We start from the raw sequence: 24933 nt of genomic DNA on the forward strand, positions 1-24933 counted from the left end.
CTCTCAGAGATCTGCGGATGGTACGACCGTTCGGTGACCGTAAGCAACTCATAACTTTGATAGTACATATGTCCTATCAAAGATTGGTCGATTCATCTGATTGTCAGTTGTATTGACACAGGCCTAGGGTTCTCGCTGTTCCAAGCACTGTTGTAAACGTGAATGCGACATCGTGGATGAGCTGCGATGCCTGCGCATGGGTACGGTGCTGCCCAGGAGGCAAATGCAAGTGAAACAGAAGCAGTACGCGCAAATGCACGGATCGCGCACCATCCTTGCCTTATTCGTATTTTTCGCTTGGATCGGAGTGATTCCCAGACAGGCTGCCGCACAGGACTACCGCGCCAAGATCACGGTGGAGGTCAGGGACACCTCTGGCGCCATGGTGCCGGAGGCATCGCTTAGGCTGACAAGGGTCAGCACCAACACGGCTACGCCGGCCAAGACCGACGCATCAGGCGCGTTCATCTTTCAGTTCCTCGAGCCGGACACCTACACCCTGAACGTTAGCGCGCCGGGGATGGCTTCTGCACAGATCAACAATATCGTGCTTGTGGCGTACGCCGCGACGAGCATCCCGGTGACTCTGCAGGTTGGTTCGCAGACCTCCGAGGTCACCGTGACCGAACAGCCCGCACTGCTAGAAACAGAGTCGGCCAGCCGTGCATACAGCATCGAGCAGAAAGAAGTACAGGACATGCCGGTCATCAACGGCAACCCAGTCATGCTCGGCCAGACGGTCCCGGGCGTCTTCATGCGCCCCTTGGGCGTGTATACAGATCCATGGACGGTCACGTCGCAATTCCAGATCAATGGCGGCCTGATGTCCCTCAATGAGTTTCTCATCGACGGTAGCCCGAACGATGCGGAGCTCGGTCTCAACACTTATGCCTACACACTTCCGCAGTTCGCGGTCAAAGAGTTCACGGTTAGCGCGAACAATTACGATGCGCAGTACGGTCATACCAGCGGCGGTGCCATCAACATGACCACCGCATCGGGTACCTCACAGTACAAAGGTATGTTCTGGAGCTCATTCCGCCGCACGGACTGGAACGCGAACACTTCGCAGAACAAGTACCTCAACTCGATCAACCATACTAACCTCGCGACCCCTTTCAACTCGCAGACGCAGCTTGGCTTCCAGGTAGGCGGTCCAATCTTTATCCCTAAGATTATGGAGAAGTCGAATAAATATAAGCCGTTCTTCTTTTTTGCCTTCGATCACTACAGCGAATTGTTGCCACGGAGCCTCATCCTTTCTTATCCGACTGCCCGCATGCGCAGCGGTGACTTCGGAGAGTTGCTCAACCCAACAAACGGATACGCGAATTCGATCGTGATTGCGGATCCTTCAACCACGCACCTCGACACGACCCCCGGGTCCCCCACTTTCAACCATTACATCCGCAATCCATTCCCAAACAACATCATTCCTGCTAACAGAATCAATCCCATCGCCGCGAAGATTGCGGGGCTTCTGCCGGCTGTGGGAGCGACCCCGAACAATCAACGTCCTGGCACCAGCAACCTCAGTATTCCGAACAACTACTACAACTGGCACTTTCACAACGTTGTCGGGCGCTTTGACTTCAACATTGGCGAGAAGTACAAGCTCTTCGTGCGCCCGTTCAATGCCGACTTCTCGGAAGTCAGCAATGCAGGCGGCGTTACCGGTCCGGGTGCAAACGGCGGTACGTTCCATCGCACCAGCAAGGGCTATCTCGTCGATTTCGTCGATGTGATGAGCCCGAAGACGGTCCTCAATGCCCGCTTCGGTTACGCCTTCTTCCGCGTGAAGTGGACGAGTCCGGATAACTCAAATTTCGATCTCACGGGCCTCGGTTATCCCTCTTCGCTGAACAGCCAGCAGCAAAGTTCAAACTTCTTCGGTCAATATGCGTTCCAGAACTACAGCCCACTCGGCTGGTTCCAGAACGTAGAAGATACCGGTACGTACTCATGGGAAGGCAACATCACTCGTCAGGCAGGTGCACACAACCTGCACCTCGGGTGGGACGTTCGCCTCGTTCACTTCAGCTTCATCAACCCCGGCAATTTCACGTTCACGTCCAACAGCGACTGGACGACGACGGACTACACGAACGCCAACGCAACCGCAACCAGCGGCGATAGTTTTGCGACCTTCCTCTTGGGAACTCCGTCCAGCGGTTCAACGCCGTTCAATTCGGTATACCAGGTTTCGAGCTGGTATACGGCGCCATACTTTCAGGATGATTGGCGTATAAACAACAAGCTCACCCTGAACATGGGTTTGCGCTGGGATCTGCTGACGGCGCCGATCGATAAGAAGGATCGGTTGAACGTCGGCTTCGACCCGAACATGCCGAGCGCCCTGCAGGGTCTGACTGGCGGATTGACGTTTGCCAATGTGAACGGTGCGCCCCGCGGTCCACTCCAAAATACGTACCACAACTTTCAACCGCGCTTTGGCTTTGCCTATGCGGCTACCGACAAGCTTGTCGTCCGCGGTGGCTATGGGCTGTTTTACACGAACTTTCAGAACAACGCCATGATTCAAAACCTTGGCTTCGCGCAGTCCACGCCGCTGAATGTTTCCAATGACGGCGGTCTTACTCCTGTGTCGAACGTTCTCAGCAACCCGTTCCCGAATGGAATCATTCAGCCCTCCGGCTCTTCCCTCGGCAGTCTCACGAGCATCGGACAGACCGGCGGCATTAACGTCTTCAACCGCAACTTCAAGGTACCCAGTGCGCACGAATTCTCGGTGGGTGTTCAGTATCGCGTGACGAAGACGAGTGTGTTCGAGGCAGCCTATGTCGGCAATCGTGGCCGTGGGTTTGGGGTTTCCGAGGATTTAAATCAGGCCCCTTGGAGCTTCCTGCAGAAGTGCGACGAAGTCTACGCTAACGGCAGCAACAGCGTCTGTACCGCGCAGCAGGCCAACCCGTTCAAGGGCATTGCCGCCTTTAGCGGGACGCCGTACTACACAAACAACACACTCCAGGCGCGCGAACTCGCCCGTCCGCATCCGCAGTTCAGCACGATCACCCTCAATGCATTGAACCGTGGCTACTCCTGGTACAACGGTGCACAGCTCTCCTATAACTATCGGATGTCTCATGGTGTGTCCTTCAACACAAGCTATGTCTGGTCGAAGATGATCTACCAGACGGGCTGGATGAGCCAGGCACTTAACATTCCGCAACGCAGTGTGTATCAGTTTGGCATCCCGAAGGTCTTCAAGGTCTCAGGCGTTTTCCAACTGCCCTTCGGCCGCAAGCGCCTCTTTAATTTCAACGAGAACCGAATCATCGACGGCTTCATCGGTGGCTGGGATTTCTCACCCTCCCTGCAGGTCCAGAGTGGAGAAGCTGCCACCCTGCCGACGAACGCGATCATGCTCCCGCATAACAAGTTCCGCAAGCCAGACTGGAAGAACTACACGGCGGCCCAGGCATGGGGCACCTGCGTAGCGAACAAGACCCCCGTTACCGGAGCGCTTGTACCAACGACAGCCAGCGTCAATCGCGGTTGCGGCACGGATACCGCCAACTACGATTGGGCGATCGTTACCCCGCAGATCAACGAACAGACCAATCCGACGTACTCCGACGCTGTTCGTATGAAGCCGGTCATCATGTCCGACGCCGCCTTGCAGAAGTCCTTCCTTATTCGCGAGCGGTACGTGGCAACGCTGCGTATGTCCGCTTCGAACGTGCTCAACCACTTCAATCTAGAAACCGCGAAGTTTGTCATCGATCCAACGAACGCAACTTTCGGCACCATCAACCAGGGCACGACGCCGACCACGGATTCTCCACCGCGTAACCTCAACATTCAGTTCCGCGTTGCGTTCTAACACGGACTCCGACAAACTCCGGGCGGATGTTGCTTCCTTCGCGTCCCAGTGCGGCACGAGCGCATCCGCCACTTTTTCCATAAACATTTAGCCCAGAGAAAAGACAGGGACGGTAGATGCGTGCACGGAGAGTTGTAACGATCTTGTTTGGAACCATCGGTCTGGTGGGGATTGCTGCTGCTCAGGCGACTAATCCCATTCTTCCGCACGCGGATCCGTTCATTACGTACGATCCCGTTACGCGTGACGGTCAGTACGTGCTGACAGCTACCGGCCGTGACATCACTCTGTGGAGCGGCACGACGCCAGCCACTGCATCTGCTACCGCTCATGTCATCTTTACTCCTAAGGACGGCATGACGCAGACATGGTCGCCGACCCTGTGGAAGATGGACGGCCGCTGGTGGGTATACTTCACTGCGCAAATGCGTGGCGAGAAGCACAAGATCTATGTGCTTCAGTCCGACACGGACGATGTGCTGGGCACATATACCTTTAAAGGGCCGCTGGAGACCGGAAGGCAGTCAATCGACCCATCGCTGCTGGTGGCCGGTAAATCGCGCTACCTCATGTATGTGACTGTGGATAGCGGTGCAAATGACACCTACATACGCAAACTCAAGGCACCAATGGAATTCGAGGGAGAGGCAGCGTTGATCGCGCATCCTGAAGCGAGCTGGGAGAAGGGCGAAGACTCGACCAGAAATTACCCGGTCGATGAAGGGCCTACGGCTTTGTACCACAATGGCAAAACGTTCATCGTCTTCTCCGCGAGTGACACGGCCTCACCACGGTACTGCCTCGGTCTGCTGACGCTCACAGGCCGCGATCCTATGCTGCCAACGAATTGGAAGAAGACGCCGCACCCTGTCTTTCAGTGGTCTCCGGCGAACGGCATCTACGGCCCGGGCCGCGGTACCTTTGCCAAGGCGAAAGACGGTAGCATGTGGCTGCTGTACGCCGCGAAGACCAGCGATGCTCCGAACGCTGTGCGGCGCGAGACACGCGCTCAACGTTTCACATGGAACGGCGACGGTACACCCAACTTTGGGGCTCCGGAGAAGGATGGACCAATCAAGCCATTAGCGCTGCCAGGTATCGTTTCGGCGGTTTTACCAAGACTCTGATCGTACGCGAGGCCAGTGGCAGCTAGCTTAGCTTGCATTCGATTAAAGAACCGCGGATTTTGTGCCGCACATTCACTGCATGAGTAAGTGCTTCAGTTGTTTGGAGGAGACGCGTGAAGATATCTCAGTGGAGGCATCGCAGCATTGCTGCTGCCATGTCTTTCGTAGGAATTCTTGCTGGCGCACAGACCGCGCACCGTCCGCCGGCTGTTCCGCTGATCGTCAATGACCCTTACCTCAGTATCTGGTCTATGTCCGATACTCTGACGGACAGCCAGACCATGCATTGGTCAGAAGCCATTCAGACGCTCATAGGACTGCTGCGGGTGGATGGCAAGATACTTCGCTGGATGGGAGCGCAGCCACCAGGGCGTGGGGGTTTGCCTCCTATAGAAGCCATGCAGCAAACGGGACTGGAAGTTACCCCGCTGCACACGCGCTATCGGTTCTCTGCAGCGGGTGTTGAACTGCGCGTCACTTTCTTTACGCCCCTGTTCCCCCAGGACCTCGACGTGATGTCTCGACCGGTGACCTACCTTTCATGGTCTGCCGTCTCCACAGATGGTCGGTCGCACAAGGTGGACCTTCTGCTTGATGTGTCTCCGATGGTTGCTGTGAACGATCGAGCGCAACCCACAATTGCCACTCGCGCGCAGGCAGGTGCACTAACGGTACTGCGCGTAGGAACACGGGATCAGCAGATGCTTCATCAGAGCGGAGACCGAATCCGAATCGATTGGGGCTACTTTGACCTATGCGTGCCCAAGGATGCTGGAGCTGTCACAGAGCTTTCTACTAATGCCATGCAACACTTCGTGGATGGAGGAAGTTTCGGGAGCGACGATCTTAGTTTGCCACTGCCAGCTATGAGGGGAAACCGCGCTTCAGGGGCGCACCTCGCTGTTGCTGTGCCTTTTGGTTCAGTTGGAAGCAAAGCTGTTGAGAAGCATGTACTGCTAGGTTACAGCGACGGTTACAGCATCGAGTATCTTGGGCGCAAGTTGAGCGCTTACTGGCAACACACCGGCATGAGCGAATCAGCCATGCTGAACCAGGCTGAAAGCGACTACGCCGCACTAGATCAACGTGGCGTTGAATTCGATTCGAAGCTAGTTGAAGACATGACCAAGGTCGGAGGCGCCGACTATGCGTATATGACTTCACTGCTGTTCCGGCAGACCGTTGCGGCGCACAAGCTGGTAGCCGATATAGACGGTACACCGATGCTGTTTTCCAAAGAGAACGACAGCAACGGCTGCATCGACACGGTCGACGTAACTTACCCCTCGTCGCCGTTCTTCCTGCTCTTCAATCCGAAACTTTTGGAGGCGCAGCTCGAGCCATTGATGCGCTATGCGGCCCTCCCACGTTGGAAGTTCCCATTCGCGCCACATGACCTCGGCACGTATCCACTGGCAAACGGTCAGGTGTATGGCGGTGGCGAGGAGAACGAACTAAACCAGATGCCGGTGGAGGAAAGTGGAAACCTCCTGATCATGGTTGCCGCGTTGGGCCGCAGCGAAGGGAACTGGGAGTTTGCGCGACGCTTTATGCCGCAGCTGAAAAAGTGGGCAGCTTATCTGGAAGAGAAAGGATTGGATCCCGAGAATCAGCTCAGCACCGACGATTTTGCGGGACATCTCGCTCACAATACAAATTTATCGATCAAGGCAATTGAAGCTCTTGGAGCTTTCGTGCAGATCGCGCGCGGTGTAGGAGATATTGAGCTGGCTAGTCGATATGAATCTGTGGTTCGTCCATTACCTGCCAAGTGGCGGCAGATGGGACTGGATGGTGACCACTACAAACTAGCCTTTGATCAGCCGGTAACGTGGAGTCAGAAGTACAACCTGGTGTGGGACGATTGGCTGGGCCTACACCTCTTTCCGAACTCGGTAGCAGAAACCGAGTGGGCCTTTTATCCAAAACACATGAATGCTTATGGGCTTCCACTCGATAATCGTAAGACCTTCACCAAGCTGGATTGGGAAGTCTGGACGGCCACGCTTACCCGCGATTCCGCGCAATCTGCTGACCTGATCCATCGCCTGGTTGTATGGATGGATGCGACACCATCTCGCGTGCCCACCACGGATTGGTATGACACAGTGAGCGGCAAGCGGATCGGCTTTCAGGCTCGATCCGTTGTGGGAGGTGTCTTCATCAAAGCGCTCATGGATCCGGCAATTGAAGCGAAGTACAAGGCGCCTGCTAAGCAACTGAAGCAATGAGCTGCAACACCCTTTTGTACACGAACGCTACGCAACGCAGTCTCGCTTATGAACTCTCTTAGCGTGCGCCTGGCAGCCATATACACAGTCATTGATCCCCTTCGAGGAGATGAGTCATGGTAAGACAAGAGTCACTTGGCAAAATGAGTTGCAGGCTAATCTGCAGGATTGTCGTCTTCGCTTGCGCTGCGTGCTGCCTTCCGCTTCGGGCTGCTACAGGTACTTTGCTTCCGCAAGGCGTAGGATATCCCCGGCTTGTTCGCTTAGCTCATGGACCGGCAGCGTCGAATGGGTGGATCGTGGCCAGCACGACCGGCAAACTATTCCTGAGCAAAGATGATGGCAAGACATTCACATTTCTCACGAATGCACCGGCCCGCGAAGGAAGTAGGGTCAGGTGCTGCGAGGGCCTTTATGAGCTTCCGCAGGCTGTAGGCAATCTCTCTGCGGGAACACTTATCTATTCAGCGACCTACTCTTCTGGAATTACACCGCCTCCACCGGGAGCACCTGTTGCTACCAGGGCAAGGAATCTCAGAGAGGACGGTACCCCAGCTATTGAGGTTTATACGAGCAGCGATCAGGGCGCGACTTGGATCTATCATTCCACACCGGTATCAGGCAGAGGAGAAAAAGGAAGTGGGGGGTTGTGGGAGCCCGAGTTTATAGTCTCCCGCGACGGCGCTCTGGTGATGTTCTGGTCAGATGAAACCCATAGCTGCTGCAGCCAAAAGCTATCTAAGATTCGCACCGTCGATGGTGCGACCTGGAAGGATTCTTCAGATGTTGTAGCTACGACAACGCAGGCTGATCGCCCCGGCATGATCATCGTGCGAAGGCTTCCGACCGGCGTCTATTTCATGTCTTACGAGATATGTGGGGATCCGAAAACGGGTCCGAAGTGCGCCGCCTACTATCGCATTTCCAGGGATGGCTGGAGCTATGGAAATGCAAACGACCCTGGCAAGCGAATCGAGACGGCGAGTGGCCAGTTCTTCGAGCACGCGCCGGCGAGCATATGGAGTCCTTCGCCAATCTCTCCTAACGGTGTCCTCCTGGTCGTCGGTCAAGTCTTGCACAATGCCGATGGCTCCGTGGCACAGCAGAACGGAAAAGTTCTCTTCATGAATGCGCTCCTGGATGGTTCCGGCCCATGGACTCCTATCCCCGCGCCTGTCGAAGTGCCGATCTCATACGATAATCCCTGTCCGAACTACTCGTCTGCACTGATGCCCGTACAAGACGGTGCGGCGCTTTTGGAATTTGCATCGGATTTCTATGCGCTGAATAAATGTGGCATGTATTTCGCCACTAAACCGTGGGCAGAGATGATGGCGAACGCTCAAAGGACGTCGCAGTAACGATTCGGAAGCAAACGGCGGCCATGTAGGCACGGTGCATAGGCTCGGGGCGACAGTCAAAACAAGTGGAGACTACGTCCGACCCCTTCGGTATTGTGGCCAGCCGAGGAAGCAGTAGTAAGCAGATTGATCTTTTGTGGAGGCGACTCACTTGCACACCATTCGATTTGCCCGCATCGTCAAACTCCTCGTTCTGGCTGCGGTCGCGAGCTATGGACTGCTTTCGAGAACAGCGATCGGACAGGAAAAACGCTATGTCAACCCGCTTTCGATCGAAGACTCGCGCAGCGTAGCGGACCCTACCGTACTGCCTTTCCAGGGTAAGTACTATCTGTTTTTGTCTGGAGGGATTGTTTGGGTTTCGGCCGATCTTGTCACTTGGCGGCACGAACATGTAACCATGCTCTCCGGTCAACGCACGCCTAGTGCGCCGAACGTCTTCGAGTACAAGGGCTCGGTCTATCTCTCCGGCAATAACACCGGCTTCTTCAAAGCTCCCAATCCGTTGGGCCCCTGGACCTACATCGGGGACATCAAGGATGCGTCGGGAAAATCCATGCGGCTGTTCGATCCCATGACCTTCGTCGATACCGACGGCCACGTCTATATGTACTACTCAGGGATGCACGTCGACGGTATCTGGGGCGTGGAGCTGGACGGCAACGATCTCACTCATTTTCGCGGCGCGCCCGTAAAATTGATCAAATTCGATCCCTTGCACAAGTGGGAGCGCTACGGCGATAACAATGAAGGCACCCACGTGAGCTGGCTGGAAGCTCCGTGGATGACCAAGCACAAGGGCAAATACTACCTGCAGTATTCCGCTCCGGGCACCGAATGGAAGACATACTCAGTTGGCGTTTACACCTCCACCAGTCCACTTGGAGGTTTTGTCTGCGCGCCCCGCAATCCGATGCTGGTGCATCACAATGGCTTGATCAACGGCACTGGCCACCACACCGTCGTGGAAGGGCCCGACGGGAAACTATGGGCGTTCTACACCATCCTGTTCCGTAACTGGTCCAGTTTCGATCGCCGTGTCGGCATGGATCCGGTCGACTTCGACAGTCAGGGCAACATGTACGTGGACGGTCCATCCGAGGAGCCGCGAGCCGTTTTGAACCCGACGGCCCCTTCGCAATCCATCGCCGTCTCAATCAATCGTTACACGTATGCAGCAAGCAGCGCTGCACCTGGGCGGGATCCGCAATACGCCTTTGATAACAACGTGCGCACGTGGTGGGAACCCGCCGAGGGCGACGCCAAGCCCTGGCTCATGCTCGACCTCGGCTCCCGTAATTCCGATGACCCCAACCAGGAGTTCCTGATCGATTCCGCCCGCGTCATTTTCGACGCCGCCCCGCACCGTCCAGCTTCAGGAGAGATTCACGTGGAGGGCCACGACCGGCGGTGGTTCGGAGAGCCGCCCGGCGCCCCTTCGCCATATCGGTACCGCTTGGAAACCTCGCTGGACGGCAAAGAGTTTCGGACCGTGGTGGACCGCACCGCCAACGAGCACGCCGCCACTATAGAATTCGACGATTTCAGACCGGTTCGTTGCCGCTTCGTGCGCCTCACTGTCCCGGGCATTCCGGCGGAAGCGCCACTCGCAGTTCTGGAGTTCACGGTATTCGGAAAGTCTGCGGAATAGAAAAACCTGCCTGAGGTAAATAAGCCATAAGAATCGTACCGTTCGTACACTTCGTGCACGTATCCATCACTTCACTGCTCGGGCTATGGTTCATTTGTCCTAGAGAAGATTGGTTCCTTCGACATATTGAATGCTTTGGAATTAACCGTGTAGGGTTAGTGGGCTTCTCCGCTTCCGAAAGTTGCGCATCAGCTGACACGTGCGGATCTCGCATGTCCATATCCGCTGCGCTTCCGGCCGGTACTCACGACCGAGCAGTTACATACGATCGAAAGTGACAACCGCTTCGAAACACACCGTAGTTGGAAACAATCGGATCCGACTAGAACCGCGTGAACACCAATCATCCGATCAGGGCAAATGGAAAGAACATGACAATGAACCGACGGGAGTTTGTGGTGGCGTCTGTGGCGGGCGCCGCGATGCTGCAGCAGAAGATGATAGCGCTTGCGCCGTCGGGAGACTTGCAGGTTACGGTAGACGCAACAAAGATCGGCGAGCCGGTAAACCCGCTAGTGTTCGGTGGGTACATGGAGCCGGCCACCACTCGCGTGTGGGCCGAAATGCTTACCGACAGGAAGTTTTTCCGCGCCATTAACGACACTGCGCCCCCGCCACCGGGTTTCAACTCCGGCCGTGTTCAGCTGCACTATTGGAAACCCGTAGGGCTGGCGACCGCCGTGGAGATGGACAAAGCCGAGCCGTTCGTCGGTGACCACACTCCACGCATCGCGCTGGATCAGACTGAAGCACACGGAATCCAGCAGGAAGGGATACGGCTGGGCAAGGGCAAGTCCTATGTCGGCCGAATCTATCTCGCAGGCGATCCCGGAGCCAAGGTCGTGGTCCGGCTGGTGTGGGGAACCGGAGCAACCGATTCGAAAGTTTTCACGATCCCTTCCCTCACACATGCCTACCGCAAGGTCCCGCTGACCTTCACATCACCTGTAGATACGCAGGATGCCCGCCTGGAGATCGTGGGAACAGGCAGCGGCAGCTTCCATATCGGGACTGTTTCCCTGATGCCTTCCGACAACGTGCAGGGCTTCCATCCTGGAATGGTTAGTCTCTTCAAGGATGTAGGCTATGCCATGGCCAAGTGGCCGGGCGGCAACTTCGTTTCTCAGTATGACTGGCGCGATGGTCTGGGTGATCGTGACAAGCGCCCACCCCGTGGCAGGGAATCCAACGATGTCGGCATCCACGAGTTCATTGCCTTCTGCAACCTGCTTGGAGCCGAACCCTATCTCGCGATCGACAGCGGATACGGCGACGACTATTCGGCGGGCCAGGAAGTGGAGTACGTGAATGGCCCTGCTACCTCGCAGATGGGTAAACTGCGCGCGGCCAATGGGCATCCCGATCCGTTCAACGTGCGCCTGTGGTGCATCGGCAATGAAATGTATGGCTTCTGGCAGGCTGGCCACATGGCGGCGCACCAGTATGCCGAGAAGCACGTCCGGATCGTCAAAGCGATGAAGAAGGTCGACCCCACCATCAAGGTGACATCCGCCGGCGCCACCCCCTCTGAGCTCTCCATGATGACCCAGGAGAACAAGCAATTCATCCCGAATTTTTGGTGGCCACCCTTCCCCAATGACCTGCCGTACAAGTTCGAAAGCATCAATGATTACGATTACTGGATGCTCAAAAACGGTGCGGACTACATCGATCACATCTCGGAGCACACCTACGCCTATCCTGAATTGTCGTTCGACGAAAAGAACCAGCTCTTTGTCGACCTCCACGATCCCCTGCAAACGCAGGCCCGCCGCATGACGAATCGCATGGGCCAGGCCTTTGAGGCGTGGGAGATATATAAGGAGAAGCTGCCGGAGCTGGAGTCGAAAAACATCAAGTTCATCTTCGATGAGTGGGGAACCCGCTTCCCCAACGCGAACGGAACGGGAATGACGCGGCGAACCGGGATGGTGATGCCTATGAGCTGCGCTCTATTTATGCACGAGATGTTCCGTCACTCAGCTATGGTGGCGGCAAGTACCCCAACCTCGTCATTCAACCTGATCGTGACCGATCAAACGGGGGACGGTGTGGGCCACACTGCCGCAGGACTGATGATCAAGCTCATGCGGGTTCACTTCGCCGGTGCGCTACCTGTACAACTCACTGGCAACTCACCTCAGCCGATGGTGAGCGGAACAGCATGGGTTGACATAGGAACAAAGCCGACAGGCAGCCCCACGTATCCTTTGGACGTTCTCGCAGCTTTCTCGGCGGACCGAAAGAAGTTCATTCTTTCGGTAGTTAATCCAACGATACAGGCACAAGAGTTCACGACTCAGATAAACGGGGTGAAACTGCGCGGGACGGGCAAGTTGTCGTTACTGGCAGCGTCCAGCGTAGGGGCGGATAATGAGCCTGGCAAGGAGCCTCCTATTAAGATCGTTGAGAGCTCGATGACGTCACTTCCAAACAAGGTACAAGTTCCGCCTATTAGCGCTAGCGTTTACGAATTCGACGTCGAGAATGGCTGATAGGTTGACAGATTGTGCAAGCGGTAGCGATTCTCAAGTTGCTCAATTGCGCGTTCCTGCGGACAGTATCTGGCTCCAAATTTGCTCAATAGCGGCGCCTTAAAGCGGTGAGCGGCTGCAAGGTGATTCCATGCACTGGTCTGGGTACCACTGCATTCGCAATCATGAAACAAAGAGTGCATGTAGAAACTGAGAAGTCCAAATGGCCAAGGGACCGCTCAGTCATTCGCTAAACACACCATTTCAGAGCAGTTTTACAGGCAATAATAGATGGCAGGGAATCGGCTGCAGCGTATCGAAACTAGATGGGACCAATTTGCGGGGATAACGGGACGTGCCTGCCAGTTAGATCATGGGAAGCAGCGTAAAGGAGGCTCCCCTGTACAATTCGTAGCTGCATTAACGCATACAGACTGAGGGACTTGAAAATGGTGGAAAAGACGTTCTTGGAAAAGGCGGGTGAGGCGGTTGGGTATGGAATTGCTATGGCAGAAGATGTGGCGGCCGGGATCAAAGCGGCAGTTGGTACGGCCGTGACCACGGCTACGGAGGTTCCGAAGCCGGCGAAGAAAGCTGCAGGCAAGAAGGCCGTAACCAAAACGCCGACGAAGAAGGTCGTAAAAAAGACGGCTATTCAGAAAGCACCTGCCAAAAAGACTGCGAGGAAACCCGTCGCGCAAGCGGCTGCCAAAAAGATAACTTCGACTAAGGTTCCTAAAAAGGCCACCAATAAGACTGCAGCTAAGAAGGCGCCGGCTAAGAATTCTGCTAAGAAAGCCGTAAAGAAGACTGCGAAAAAGGCTGCCACACGGCGGTAATAACTGTGAGGGAATATGCCGAAAGATAAAGACAAGAAGAAGGCAGTCAAGAAGGTTCAGAAAGCTATTAGTCCCCGCCGGTAACAGAAGCAGTAACGCGCCTGCGAGACGATGCTCATTCAACAACCTCCGATGTTCTCGTGAGTCGCGGTGCGAGATTCAACATGAGCGGCACAACAGCGAGCGCCGTAATGGCAGCAGCGACCATGGCCCAGATGATGCCGGCCACATCGCCCAGATGACCGTACAGCACAGGCGCCAGTGCGCTCGAACCGAGAATGCCCGTGTAGAAGATGGCGAAGCCTCGCTCAATGCCATGCGGAGCCACAAGCTCCGGAACCGTGCCGTACAGCACGGACGACGTGCCATTGAGCATGACCCCGAGGAACGGCAATAGGATCATGCCTGGCCTAAGAGGCAGGATTAATAGCGACAGGATCGCAATGCCGGTACCGATTTCTGTAGCGAGGACCGTTGCCAGCAGCCCAAGATGCTCTCCGAGCCAGCCGCAGGCTGCCTTTCCGAAAGCTCCACCGATAAAAACAAACGACAACGCAAACCCAACGGTCGTTAGCGATGCGCCCTTTGTCTTCATGAGAAACGGCAGAAACAATAGAAACCCCATTCGTGTGGCGGTATCGAGGATGCCGATCACAAAGAGCAGCGCGAAGCCCACCTTGCCCTTTGCCTCCCCGTACGACGGTGCAACGATTTCCACTTCGCCTACAGAGGTTGGAACGGGCGGCATGAAGAACCGGATGGAGACTGCAACGAGCAGGCCCAGCCCCGCCGCCACCCAGAGCGTTGAGCGCCAATGCATCACGGTCAGCAAGAAAGAAATGAATGGTGGAAGCGCCGCCTTCCCGAGGTCACCCGCGAAGTTATATGTGCCCAGCGGCCCGCGTGACCTCTCGCTATACGCCCGCGACACGGCACCGGAGGCAAGTGGATGCTGGGTGCTGCCGCCGACGCCAGCCAACGCTAAAGAGGCGCTTAAGCCAGCAAGACCGCCTGAGAGACCAGCCACGGCATAGCCGGTTGCACTCAACAATGTTCCTAGGGCAAGAACCGTTCTCGGATCAATACGCTTCGCAAGGTACGCGGATGGAATTTGCAATGCGGCCAATATTCCCACATATATGGCCCTAAGGATGGCAAGAGCCGCATAGTCGAGCGAGAACTCCGCCTGCCAGACCGGTAAAAACACGTAGAGCATGTCCACGTAGCCGTCATGTAGGGCGTGCGCAATGCTTGCGACTGCTAGCATACGCCTCGCGCCTGCAGATCCTGAGCTTCCACCAGCCATGCCACGTCCTCGCCTCTAACAAGAACAATTTTCAGAGGAGAATGCCGAAGCGATCTAGAACGATCTTGCGGTCAGGATGTCATAATCAATTCAGACACGTTCAACTCATAACAAGGCTTTGCTGGTACTCTCCTGGTGTCATACCGTAAACCCGCTTGAATTGCCGTCCGAAATGGCTTTGGTCAGAAAACCTTAGGAGCAGAGACGCGTCGGCTAGAGATGTTCCTTCTGCGATCAGCTTTCGTGATCGCATCAGTCGGGCTCGCGCGTGATAAGCGAGTGGCGACAAGCCGATATGCTTCGTAAAGGCGTGCGCAAGGTGATAACGACTGACTCCTGCCAGTAACGAAAGAGAGTCAAGCGAAGGGATCTTTTCCAGATCTCTCAGGAGATACGCTTCCAGTTGGAGAACGAAGGCCGGTGCGACAGAAACCTGCACTGTGTCTACAGGTGTGCTTTCGCGAAAGATTGCTTCCAGCCCGGAGATGCCTTCCGTCGCTTGCAGCGGCTTCCCATAAACTTTGAGCGATTCGAAATATGACGTAAACACTTCCAAGGGCTTGGAGGTGAAGCAAACCATCGGAACTCCGGGCATAACCAAGCCCCTTGAATCTCCCGGGAGTGTAGCTATCTTGAACGTGGTACTGTCAGCTTCAGGGCAGAAACCCCTGTGGACTAGCCGAGGAGGAATGAGGACCAATCGTCCAGGCTTAGCGACGACGGCGCCCGATTTGAACCCGTAACGCCGCTCGCCTTTGCTAACGGCTACTACTTGCCAGCCTTCGTGAAAATGCCAGTCTGATGCGAAGGCCGTAACATCCTTACCGACGTATAGCTCCGTTCCTGCAACCGCGCCACTCCAGGAGAGCCGTAACGATCGACGATCTATGGGCAGTTTAGCCATCGCGCGACGCCTCCCAATAAAGTCCATTCTACGGAGACGCTCAAGTCTTTGGCCAATATGCAGAGACCGGACCTTGTCGGTTAGTCCTGAGAAGTTGGCTTCTGTTTACTGATGTGCTCCAGTTCAAGTGGCCGAAAAACCGGCTATCCGGAAAGGTGAGACCGAACTGCCCGAAAAGTATTGTTTTAGGCATCTTCGGGATATCCAGCTTCGGAAGCGTCAAGCTTACCGAAATCTCCTTTTCGCGAGATTGGACTTTTTTGAAGGCGATGAGCTGTGCAGCCCAATACCTATGACTCGTGGGCTCGACAGAAGATGACGGAGCTGGAAGCTCTCAGCTAGCGTGCCTTTGCAGCTTAGTAATGCGACCGGTCTTGTTCCAGTCAGAGACATAAATATTGGATTCAATATCTATATGGCAGCCGTGTGCCGCGCTAAAGACCGCGGCTAAAATGTCGTTGGGATCGAGCCTATAGCCTGCCCATTGTGACTTGTTGGGGTTGTCTCCCGGAAACGCAACGGGCACATTGTTGTTGTCTAGGACTGTAACACGGCCTTGCAGCTCTGAGACCACCGCATTTTCCCCGTGAAAACTAACTTGACAGGGGCGGCGCATGTGCTGCGTCACGTGTCGTACAAATTTTCCGTCAAAGTCAAAGTGGCTTAAGCGGAAGTTTTCGCGATCGCACACAAGCAGCAGAGGCTGGTCATAACGAATATCGACAGCCAGTCCATGACTGCAGTTGCACAAGCCATCCGCGTCTCCCTTGCCAGCAAAGCTCGACTTATAGTTTCCCTGTTTGTCGAAACGGAAGATCCGCGAATCACCATAGCCATTTGCGATGAAGATTGAGCCGTCGGGTCCGGGCACCGCAGAGGTAATACGCCACTCGTTGGGAGTTTTGAAGCCTGCCTCTGCCGGAGCCGTGATCTTCTGTAAAATGGAGCCGTCTGTTTTCATCTTGAGGAATAGCCAATTCTCCTTTGGGGTGCCTCTTTGCACGACGGTGTAGAAGACCTCGTTTCCATCCTCTACCGCATAGTGCATCGAGTGGACTTCCGGATAATCCGTAGCGATCTGTCGAAAGAGTTGTCCATTTGGGGCGTATACGAGGATGCCAGTATCACTCTGCGTGCTGACGTACATGTTTCCAGCTTTATCGGTTGCGATGGCGCCGTGGGTTCCGCCAAACTTCTTTCCTTCCGGAAGAGCGCCCCATCGAGGGACAACGTTGTAAGTCCATTCGCCATTACCCGTTGTAAGGCGCGGAGAATCCGAAGAGGAGTTTGATGATTGTGCCTGGAGATTCGAGCCACCTATAGATGTAGCAACGGCCGAAGCCGCTCCAAGAAAACAGAATCTTCGACGGCCGACCGAGGTGCTTATCGAATCAAAATGGTTGCTCACAGCCGTATCTCCTTATTGAATAGGATTGCTTATTGGTTGCGCAGGCGTATTGAAGGCGTAGATGTGCTGCAACGTCTTGACAGAAGATATTTGATCCAGTGCCTGGCGGGTCACTTTTGTGTTACTGAGGTTGAGATAGCGGAGGTCGGTGAGGCCAGCCAGCTTCTGCAGGTCCCGTCCGGTGACAGCAGTATCTTCGAGATGAATGGCTCGTGCGTGTTTGAACTTTGAGAGCGTGGCAAAGGCTGTGCCTGTCACCTTTGTGTGTCCGAGTTCGGCGTCTACGATAAATGGTGCGAAAGGTTCGAGCTTCACCAAGTCAGCATCTCCGAACGTTTGTGCAACGTCGATGGTGCGCAGAACCAACCCGTCAGCTGCTTTGGCAGAAACGCGATCGAGGCGGACGCCAAGTGTTTTTTCAATTTGATTCATTTGCAATGTCAGTGCGCTGTAATCGCCTACTTGCGGTATCGTGTAGTTGACATGGGGTCTTTGTGCCTCCATGCCTCTTAGGGTAATTGCGGCAGGTGATGCTCCCTGTTGAACCCACGCTTTGATCCATTCAATATCTTTGGCAGCCAGAGGCCTACCTTCAGAGGGCATGAATTTAGGATGTTCTGAGGGCAACGAGATCCGTTTGAGCAACACGCTGATGTCCGGGTGTCCTGGATTGATCACTTCACCTTCGCTACCGCCATCCATCAGGTGGGCGTAAGTATCGAGCTGCAGTCCGCCTTTGATCTTTGCACCACTATGACACGCCAGACAATTTGAGTCGAGGATCGGTTGGATTCGCATTGCATACACTGATGATGGATCGACCGGGGGATATTTTTTATGCGGTTGCAGCTGTTTGATGAATGCTGGAGCAAATTCCGTTAGATAGGTCTTGCCGTAGACTAGCGTGCCACCCTCATGGCCTGTCCACGCCATTAGCAGCAGGATGCCAATCAGCGAGACGGGATAGATCCAGCTCTTTTCCCCGGTCGCCCATGACGAACGAATCCACGAACAGAACATTACCCCTAAAGTGAGGAAGAGGCCCGTCCACATATGCCGACGAACGGCATCGTAGGCGAAGCCTCCACCATGAACCAGGAGCATGCCTAGAATAACGGCTCCCACGCTGCATACGGCTGCGCACCAAAGAACAACACCCGCAGCTTCGCGTAGTGCGGGACGAACCCGGCCTGCGATCTCAAGGATCGGGACGAGCAGCAGAAGACCAATTGGAAGATGCACTGCAAGTGGATGAAACCGCCCCAGAAACTGCTGCCAATTTCCGTGTGTCTGGCCGTCGGGATAGAGTACCCAAGGCAGAGAAAGCAGCAGTGCACCCACAATTCCGCCTGCGATCCAGAATAGTCTTGATGAAAGGGCAATAGGAGACCCGGCCGGCAATTTTGTCTGCCGGCCCGTCTGTGTGACAAGACTCATGCGAATAGCTCGTCGACTACCCTCGCTGGCGTGGTCCCTGTTAGTTTTTGATCGAGCCCTTGCGATTTGAACGTTAGCTTGTTGTGATCAATGCCCAGGCTATGGAGAATTGTTGCGTTGAAGTCGCGCACCGGAACAGAATCTTTCACTACGTTGTAACTGAAGTCATCCGTTTCACCAAAGGTGATGCCGGGCCGAATGCCTCCGCCTGCCATCCACGTTGTGAAGCAGCGTGGATGATGGTCGCGTCCGTAGTCTTCCTTTGACAGTCCGCCCTGGCTGTAGACGGTGCGGCCAAACTCGCCAGACCATATTACGAGTGTGTCGTCGAGGAGCCCTCGCTGTTTCAGATCGGTGACCAGAGCATAAGCGCCTCGGTCTGTCTCCTGGCAGAGCATTGGCAATAAACCTACGGCGTGCGTGTGGACATCCCATCCTCGTTTATAGATCTGCGTAAAGCGAATACCACGTTCAGCCATACGGCGGGCCATAAGGCAGTTATTAGCAAATGTTCCTGGAATCTTTGCGTCCGCACCGTACAGGTCCCAGGTTGTTTTGGGTTCCTTGCTCAGATCTGTTAGTTCCGGCACAGACGTTTGCATACGATATGCCATCTCGTACTGCGAAATACGGGTGTTCGTCTCTAGATCGCCTAGTTCTTCATAAGTTTCACGATTCAGTTCATTCACCGCATCTAGCATCTTGCGGCGCACTGCTCTGTTCACCCCGCCGGGATTGTTAAGGTAGAGTACAGGATCGCCAGCTGACCGAAGACTTACGCCGGCATGTTCCGAAGGAAGAAAACCACTACTCCACAACCGTGACGATGTGGGCTGGTTGTTTTCTTCCTCATTTTTCTTGCTCATCATCACCATGAATGTCGGGAGATTGTCGTTCATGCTGCCGAGTCCGTATGAGAGCCATGCACCAAGACAGGGCTTCCCAGAGTTCATATTGCCTGTGTTCATCAGCATGATGGCCGGCTCGTGATTGATGGCGTCTGTATTAGTTGAGCGGATGATGGCGATGTCGTCGACCATACGCGCAGTGTAGGGCAGCAGATCACTAATCCACGCGCCCTGTTTGCCGTATTGCTTGAAGCTCCAGTGCGATGGAGCAACAGGGAAGCGGGCTTGTCCTGAGCTCATACCGGTGAGTCGCTGGGCCCCTCGCACGGAGTCGGGCATGTCTGTGTCGTATAGTGCTGCAAGCCTTGGTTTGTAATCAAAGAGATCCATCTGTGGAGGCCCTCCTGACATAAAGAGGTAGATCGCTCTTTGAGCCTTAGGCGCAAAGTTCGGAAGACGAAGTGTCTCGGGAGACGGCGCGGGAGCTTTTGTCAGCGAACCGCGAGCTGAACGAGTCAATGCATCACCGCCAACCAAACTCGCCATCGCTGCCCAGCCCATCACTTTTCCCATCTTTCCTAGAAAATGACGACGGGTCTGAAGCTCCGCCCACTCCATTTTCAAACCGTCAGAGATGGGTAAATCGAGAACTGTCGGGCTGTGTTCGGTATCGGTGCAAAGAGGGTGCTGTTTCATCGCGTTTCCTTGTGGAACCTGTTGATTACTTATTTAGAGTTTCGTCCAGATTGAGCATCTCGCTCGCCACCATCGTCCATGCGGCGAGCTCTGATGCTGGAATCTTCATGTCTCGTGGCCTTTCTCCCACAGCAACCAACTGGTTTGCTGCGCGACCGTCCGCTCCATAGTGCTTGCGAATATCTAGATAAGATCGTTGTAATGTCGACGTCATCTTCGGCGAAGCTGGATGTGAGAGCAGTGTCTGGCTCATGAAGTTGATCCTCTCTGCTGCCGTCGAACCGCCTTCCCGGATTGATCGCTCGGCTAACATGCGCGACGCCTCGACCCACTGCGGATCGTTCATTGTGACCAACGCTTGAAGCGGGGTATTGGTGCGCTGTCTTCGAGTACACACGACGTCGCGTGCTGGAGCGTCGAATGCCTCCATGTCGGGTGAGATGGCGAACCGCTTCCAGAAGGTATAGAGGCTTCTACGGTAGAGCGCGTCGCCGTGGTCCTGGGTGTAGTGCAATGTATCGCTCAGCGTATAGCTGACGGTCTCCCAAACATTAGGAGGCATGTAGGTCTTCACGCTGGGACCCCCGATCTTGTCGACGAGCAGGCCGCTTGATTCAAGTGCAATGTCGCGCAGCATCTCAGCATCCATACGAAAGCGTGGCCCGCGCGCCAGCAGCATGTTGTTCGGATCCTTCGCCAGCAACTCAGGAGATACCTTCGCACTTTGTCTATAGGTAGCTGACATCACAAGCAGCTTATACATGTGCTTCACGTTCCAGCCACTCTCACGAAACTCGACAGCGAGCCAATCGAGAAGCTCCGGATGTGAGGGACGCTGTCCCATGATTCCGAAGTCATCGGTTGATGGAACAAGACCTGTTCCGAAGACCTCGTTCCACATTCGGTTCACTGTTACGCGTGCGGTCAGCGGATTCTGGGCGCTAACAGTCCAATCTGCAAGACCCAGCCTATTGTGCGGCTCACTTTTGGCAAGTGTTGGCAGAAAATGCGGTGTATCCGCCAGTACTCGCTCCTGACGATCCGTATAGACGCCACGTGCCAGGACGTTCGCATAGGCCAGCGAGGACTTTTCTTCCGCCACCAAGGAGAAGGAATAGGGATTGTCGGTATCCCCCAATGCCTGCAATTGAATATTGATGCTATCGATTTGACCTTGTAGCGCCTTCGCCTTGTCATCGATCGAGGTGAAGTAGTACTGGCTCGCTGCATGACGCTCATCGAGGTTCCACCGCGAAGTGCGCTTCTTCGCGAGCTCTGCGATGTAGTTCTCGTAAGGCAAGCGCGCCGCCTCAGCCGGACTCAAAGCACGAGCGTAAAGCCGAACGTCCTGGAAGCGGGTGAAGCGGAAAGGATCCGCGTCGGGCGAGCGCCAGCCAAGCTGCATCGGCGCCGAGGTACGGATGGTTCCATCCAGCGTGTCGCTTTCGACTTTCGTCGGAACGCCTTTGCCATCTATATAAAGATGAACGCCGGCGGCTTTGCCTGAGCCGACATAGGTAAAGAAGATGTACTTCCAATTGCCGACAGGAGTAAGTGCCGGATCGGCACTTACGCTGATCGCTCTTTCTGGCCACTGGTTGACCAGGTTGATAACAACGGCTCCACGATTGTAGAACATCTCCCACCCACGACCACCCTGCGAAGCATCGCTTTTTGCGATAAGTTCGCCCATGCCTCTCTTCTTATCCTTCATGGCGTCGATCTTGCCAGCCTTCAGGCTCGGATCATTCGGATCAGGCCCGGGAAACTCCTTCAGACGTTGACGCCTTGTCGATCCCGCCAGACGCGGCATGATCCAACCACCTACCGAGAACGCCTGATCACGATCAAAATCTCCAGTCTGACCCAACTGAAGTTGAGTATTAGTATCCATACGAAAGTCAGGCCACAGCCACGTCGTCTCACCCCACATCGCCGGAACCTTGGTAGTATGAAACTCCCTGATAGCAGCATGCGGAGCACTGTTATTAATCAATGTGCCTTGGCCTTCATCTAGGCGGAGACGGAGTTTCAAGCCCTCATCAGAGACTGCCTGAGGTGTACCCTTGGAATTGATCCAATCGTTGACCTTCTGCTGATCGTTACTCCTCTCGATATCTAATTGAGCCTTGAGGGTGGAGCGTTGCGCAAGCAGTTGATTGTAGGCAGCTGCGTTCTCTGGCTTTGGAAGCCGTAGAATCGGCCACCAATCCGGCCGGTCGCCATTAAACGCGTCTTCATCAATATTGTTGAAAAAAGCCGAGAGCTGGTAGAAGTCCTTCTGCGTTGTCGGATCGTACTTGTGGTCATGGCAGACGGCGCAGCCGACTGTCAAGCCTAGGAACGCCGCTCCATAAGCTTCAGTTCTTTCGCGTGCCAGGTTGAATCTCAATTCCTCGGGGATCGCCCCCCCCTCATTGCTGCTGATACCTGCGCGAACATAGCCCGTGGCCAGAAGGCTGTTGTAGTCAGTGACCGGTAGCATATCGCCAGCGATCTGCTCCTTCACGAAACGATCGAAAGGCATATTCGCGTTGTAAGCCTTGATCAGGTAGTCACGGTACGGCCATATCATGCGGAAGTTATCCCAGTGCAGGCCATGCGTATCGGAGTAGCGGGCATAATCGAGCCAGTATCGGGCACGTTGTTCACCATACTTGGGACTGGCGAGAAGGCGGTCGACAACCTTCTCGTATGCCTTTGGAGAATTGTCTTTTTCGAATGCATCGACGTCGTCGGTCGTAGGCAGAAGACCCGTCAAGTCGAGTGTCACGCGCCGGATCAGAGTCGCTTTATCAGCTTCTACAGAGGGGCGCATGCTCTGCGAATCGAGCTTTGCCAGCACGAATAAATCTACTGGTGTTTTTGTCCACGTCCTATCCTTGACCTTAGGGAGGTCAGGCTTGGTTGGTGTCTCGAAGGCCCAGTGTGGTTCGTAGTGAGCGCCCTCGGCGATCCATTTCTTCAGGATCGCAATGTCCGTAGGCTTCATGGGCTTGGCTTCGCCTTCGGCGGTCTGGGGCATCAAGTGATGAGGATCCTTAGACTCAATGCGGGCAATCATTTCACTTTGGTCTGGATGACCGGGAACAATAGCGTCTCTCCGTCCGGGGCGTTTCTTGAGCGCAGTCTCCTCGAGATCAAGTCTTAGCCCCCCTTTGCGGTTGCCCGGATCTGGCCCGTGGCAACTGAAGCAGTTACTTGCCAGGATAGGCTGAACATCGGCATTGAAATTGAGACTCGAACTATTTCGGCTGGCGGAAGATTTTCGACTAGAAGTAAAGCAGCCGGACTCGAATATGCACAAGGCAGAAATACACGCTACTGCTGACAAACAGATAAAACTTGCTAGAGTGTTTCTAGCATTTATCGAAGCCATGCGTGACGTAGGATTGTGACTAAATCTCATCACGGCACGTTATGCTATGCGTTTGTTTTTTGCCAATACCTTTTTTCGGCCTACTCGCAATTCCGCAGTGCGAAATAGCAGGCAGCAAGGGGATAGCAAATGGGTCTACCGCTGCCATTTTACCGGCCATGCTGCTAGTGCTTGCTGAAGAGTAACGAATCAGTATCTACAGAACTGATCTGGGAGTCGTTCGGATAGGCTACGTCGACGTTGGCAGGTGTAATCATCCGATGCTTAACGAATGCGGCAGACGGAATCTCTCGGCCGTGCACTCTATCCAGGGCCAAGGCAATTACCGCCTCTCCATATCTTTCCGGGAAGTATCCGACAGAGCCAATGAGACGAGAATACGGTCGCCTCATCTCACGTCTTGCTTCGATACTTGCGTTTTGACCCACGGCCAAACAATGGTCTAAGCGGCCAAACTCTTCAAAGGCTTGCAAACCTCCCAGGCAACTCGGGTCGTTAAGGGCTGCGAGCAAAATTCTCCTCGATTTGCTCTTGGACAGATACTTGCGCATGACAATTAAACTGTCTTCGAATCTTCCTTTACCGTCCAGAAAGATGGCTTTCTCGTCCGGGAATTTGGGCAGCACCTCACGTATGCCAGCAAGCGTGGCGGTCATGCGCGAGCGCGGCAGTGGACCGGCAATCGGCAGCTCCAGTAAAACCACTTCATCCACAGCACCTCCCCACTGTTGGACGCAGCTATGACCTAATGCCCGTCCCCCGAGAATACCGGCACTGTAATTATCAGCACCGTAGTAGGTCGCTCCCGGGTGCGGGATATCGATCGCGATCATTGGAATTCTCGCTTCAAGAATCTTAGACGCTATGAGTGAGGCGCTTTGGTGATTTGTCTGGAATTCTATGACGAGATCCACGTGTTCGCGCACAAATACGTCCGCATTCCGAATCGCCATTTTTGGGCTGTATTGGTTGTTCAGAACCAGTAAGTCGACTTTGGCATGGTAGGCGCTGCTCCGGATACTGTCCGAAACCAATCTTGAGAAAGAGAATTCCTCTGATTGGGTTGCATATCCAAACCGCAGCTTCTTCTTTCGGTTCTGCTGTTCTAGTGGCCTGTAGTTGTTTTTAGAAACCCTCTCGAGCATGCCGCAACTCACGAGGGTGGAAAGCAAGCGATAGGCAGTGGGGCGAGTGAGTTCAGTGTTCTTGCAGACTGCGTCGAGGCTAATGTCCTCCTTACATGCTTGTACGTACTTGAGGATCTCGCATGCTCTCACCACGGACTGCACGGTATTGTCACGAACCTGCGGCGACTTGCGGGGTGCGGTTGCTTTCTTCGAGTATGTCATCGTCGGTCCATGATATGTCGCATTGCGAAATACTATACGCCTGACATTCGAGGAGTGTTCACCAATTGTTGAGTAGTTT

14 protein-coding genes and 1 pseudogene are annotated in these 24933 nt (G+C 54.7%); 7 read left to right on the top strand and 8 right to left on the bottom strand.

Annotated features, from left to right (window positions below):
- The first annotated feature begins 223 nt into the window (after positions 1–223).
- From AC5S26_RS26290 to AC5S26_RS26320, 7 genes are all read left to right on the top strand, one after another.
- Positions 224–3844: a TonB-dependent receptor gene (locus tag AC5S26_RS26290; protein WP_494187921.1), complete on the top strand. Its 3621-nt coding sequence runs from the start codon at positions 224–226 to the stop codon at positions 3842–3844.
- Between the two features lie 116 nt (positions 3845–3960).
- Entirely contained in the window at positions 3961–4971 is a 1011-nt protein-coding gene (locus AC5S26_RS26295) for a family 43 glycosylhydrolase (protein ID WP_494187922.1), read from the top strand.
- A gap of 113 nt (positions 4972–5084) precedes the next feature.
- Positions 5085–7202, top strand: a complete 2118-nt coding sequence (locus AC5S26_RS26300) for a glutaminase family protein (RefSeq protein WP_494187923.1) — start codon at positions 5085–5087, stop codon at positions 7200–7202.
- A gap of 116 nt (positions 7203–7318) precedes the next feature.
- Entirely contained in the window at positions 7319–8563 is a 1245-nt protein-coding gene (locus AC5S26_RS26305; protein WP_494187924.1) for a sialidase family protein, read from the top strand.
- 151 nt (positions 8564–8714) lie between these two features.
- The gene (locus tag AC5S26_RS26310) at positions 8715–10214 is read left to right on the top strand and encodes a family 43 glycosylhydrolase (protein WP_494187925.1); all 1500 of its coding nucleotides are present in this window, start codon (positions 8715–8717) and stop codon (positions 10212–10214) included.
- Positions 10215–10585: 371 nt separating this feature from the next.
- Entirely contained in the window at positions 10586–12709 is a 2124-nt protein-coding gene (locus AC5S26_RS26315) for an alpha-L-arabinofuranosidase family protein (RefSeq protein ID WP_494187926.1), read from the top strand.
- 428 nt (positions 12710–13137) lie between these two features.
- A complete protein-coding gene (locus tag AC5S26_RS26320) occupies positions 13138–13527 on the top strand; it encodes a hypothetical protein (RefSeq protein WP_494187927.1) in 390 nt (129 codons plus the stop codon).
- A gap of 115 nt (positions 13528–13642) precedes the next feature.
- Here AC5S26_RS26320 and AC5S26_RS26325 read toward each other — a convergent pair whose 3' ends face one another.
- The 8 genes and pseudogenes from AC5S26_RS26325 to AC5S26_RS26360 all read right to left on the bottom strand — a co-directional run bounded on the left by AC5S26_RS26325 (position 13643) and on the right by AC5S26_RS26360 (position 24854).
- Complete coding sequence (locus tag AC5S26_RS26325; RefSeq protein ID WP_494187928.1) at positions 13643–14794, bottom strand: MFS transporter; 1152 nt, start codon at positions 14792–14794, stop codon at positions 13643–13645.
- A 139-nt stretch (positions 14795–14933) separates the two neighbouring features.
- Positions 14934–15764 (bottom strand): helix-turn-helix domain-containing protein, encoded by an 831-nt coding sequence (locus AC5S26_RS26330; protein WP_494187929.1) that lies wholly within the window; start codon positions 15762–15764, stop codon positions 14934–14936.
- A 307-nt stretch (positions 15765–16071) separates the two neighbouring features.
- Positions 16072–17145, bottom strand: coding sequence for an NHL repeat-containing protein (locus tag AC5S26_RS26335; protein ID WP_494187930.1), 1074 nt, complete (start codon positions 17143–17145; stop codon positions 16072–16074).
- A 12-nt stretch (positions 17146–17157) separates the two neighbouring features.
- The gene (locus AC5S26_RS26340; RefSeq protein WP_494187931.1) at positions 17158–18582 is read right to left on the bottom strand and encodes a DUF2231 domain-containing protein; all 1425 of its coding nucleotides are present in this window, start codon (positions 18580–18582) and stop codon (positions 17158–17160) included.
- Positions 18579–20126, bottom strand: a complete 1548-nt coding sequence (locus tag AC5S26_RS26345; RefSeq protein WP_494187932.1) for a DUF1501 domain-containing protein — start codon at positions 20124–20126, stop codon at positions 18579–18581. Before AC5S26_RS26345 ends, AC5S26_RS26340 begins: the two co-directional genes overlap by 4 nt.
- 25 nt (positions 20127–20151) lie before the next feature.
- Positions 20152–23151, bottom strand: a complete 3000-nt coding sequence (locus AC5S26_RS26350; protein WP_494187973.1) for a DUF1553 domain-containing protein — start codon at positions 23149–23151, stop codon at positions 20152–20154.
- 6 nt (positions 23152–23157) lie between these two features.
- Positions 23158–23535, bottom strand: a pseudogene (locus tag AC5S26_RS26355) (c-type cytochrome domain-containing protein); the annotation flags it as partial.
- 134 nt (positions 23536–23669) lie between these two features.
- The gene (locus AC5S26_RS26360) at positions 23670–24854 is read right to left on the bottom strand and encodes a sugar ABC transporter substrate-binding protein (protein WP_494187933.1); all 1185 of its coding nucleotides are present in this window, start codon (positions 24852–24854) and stop codon (positions 23670–23672) included.
- Positions 24855–24933: the final 79 nt, after the last annotated feature.

Source organism: Edaphobacter sp. FHG110511_03, from assembly GCF_059115365.1.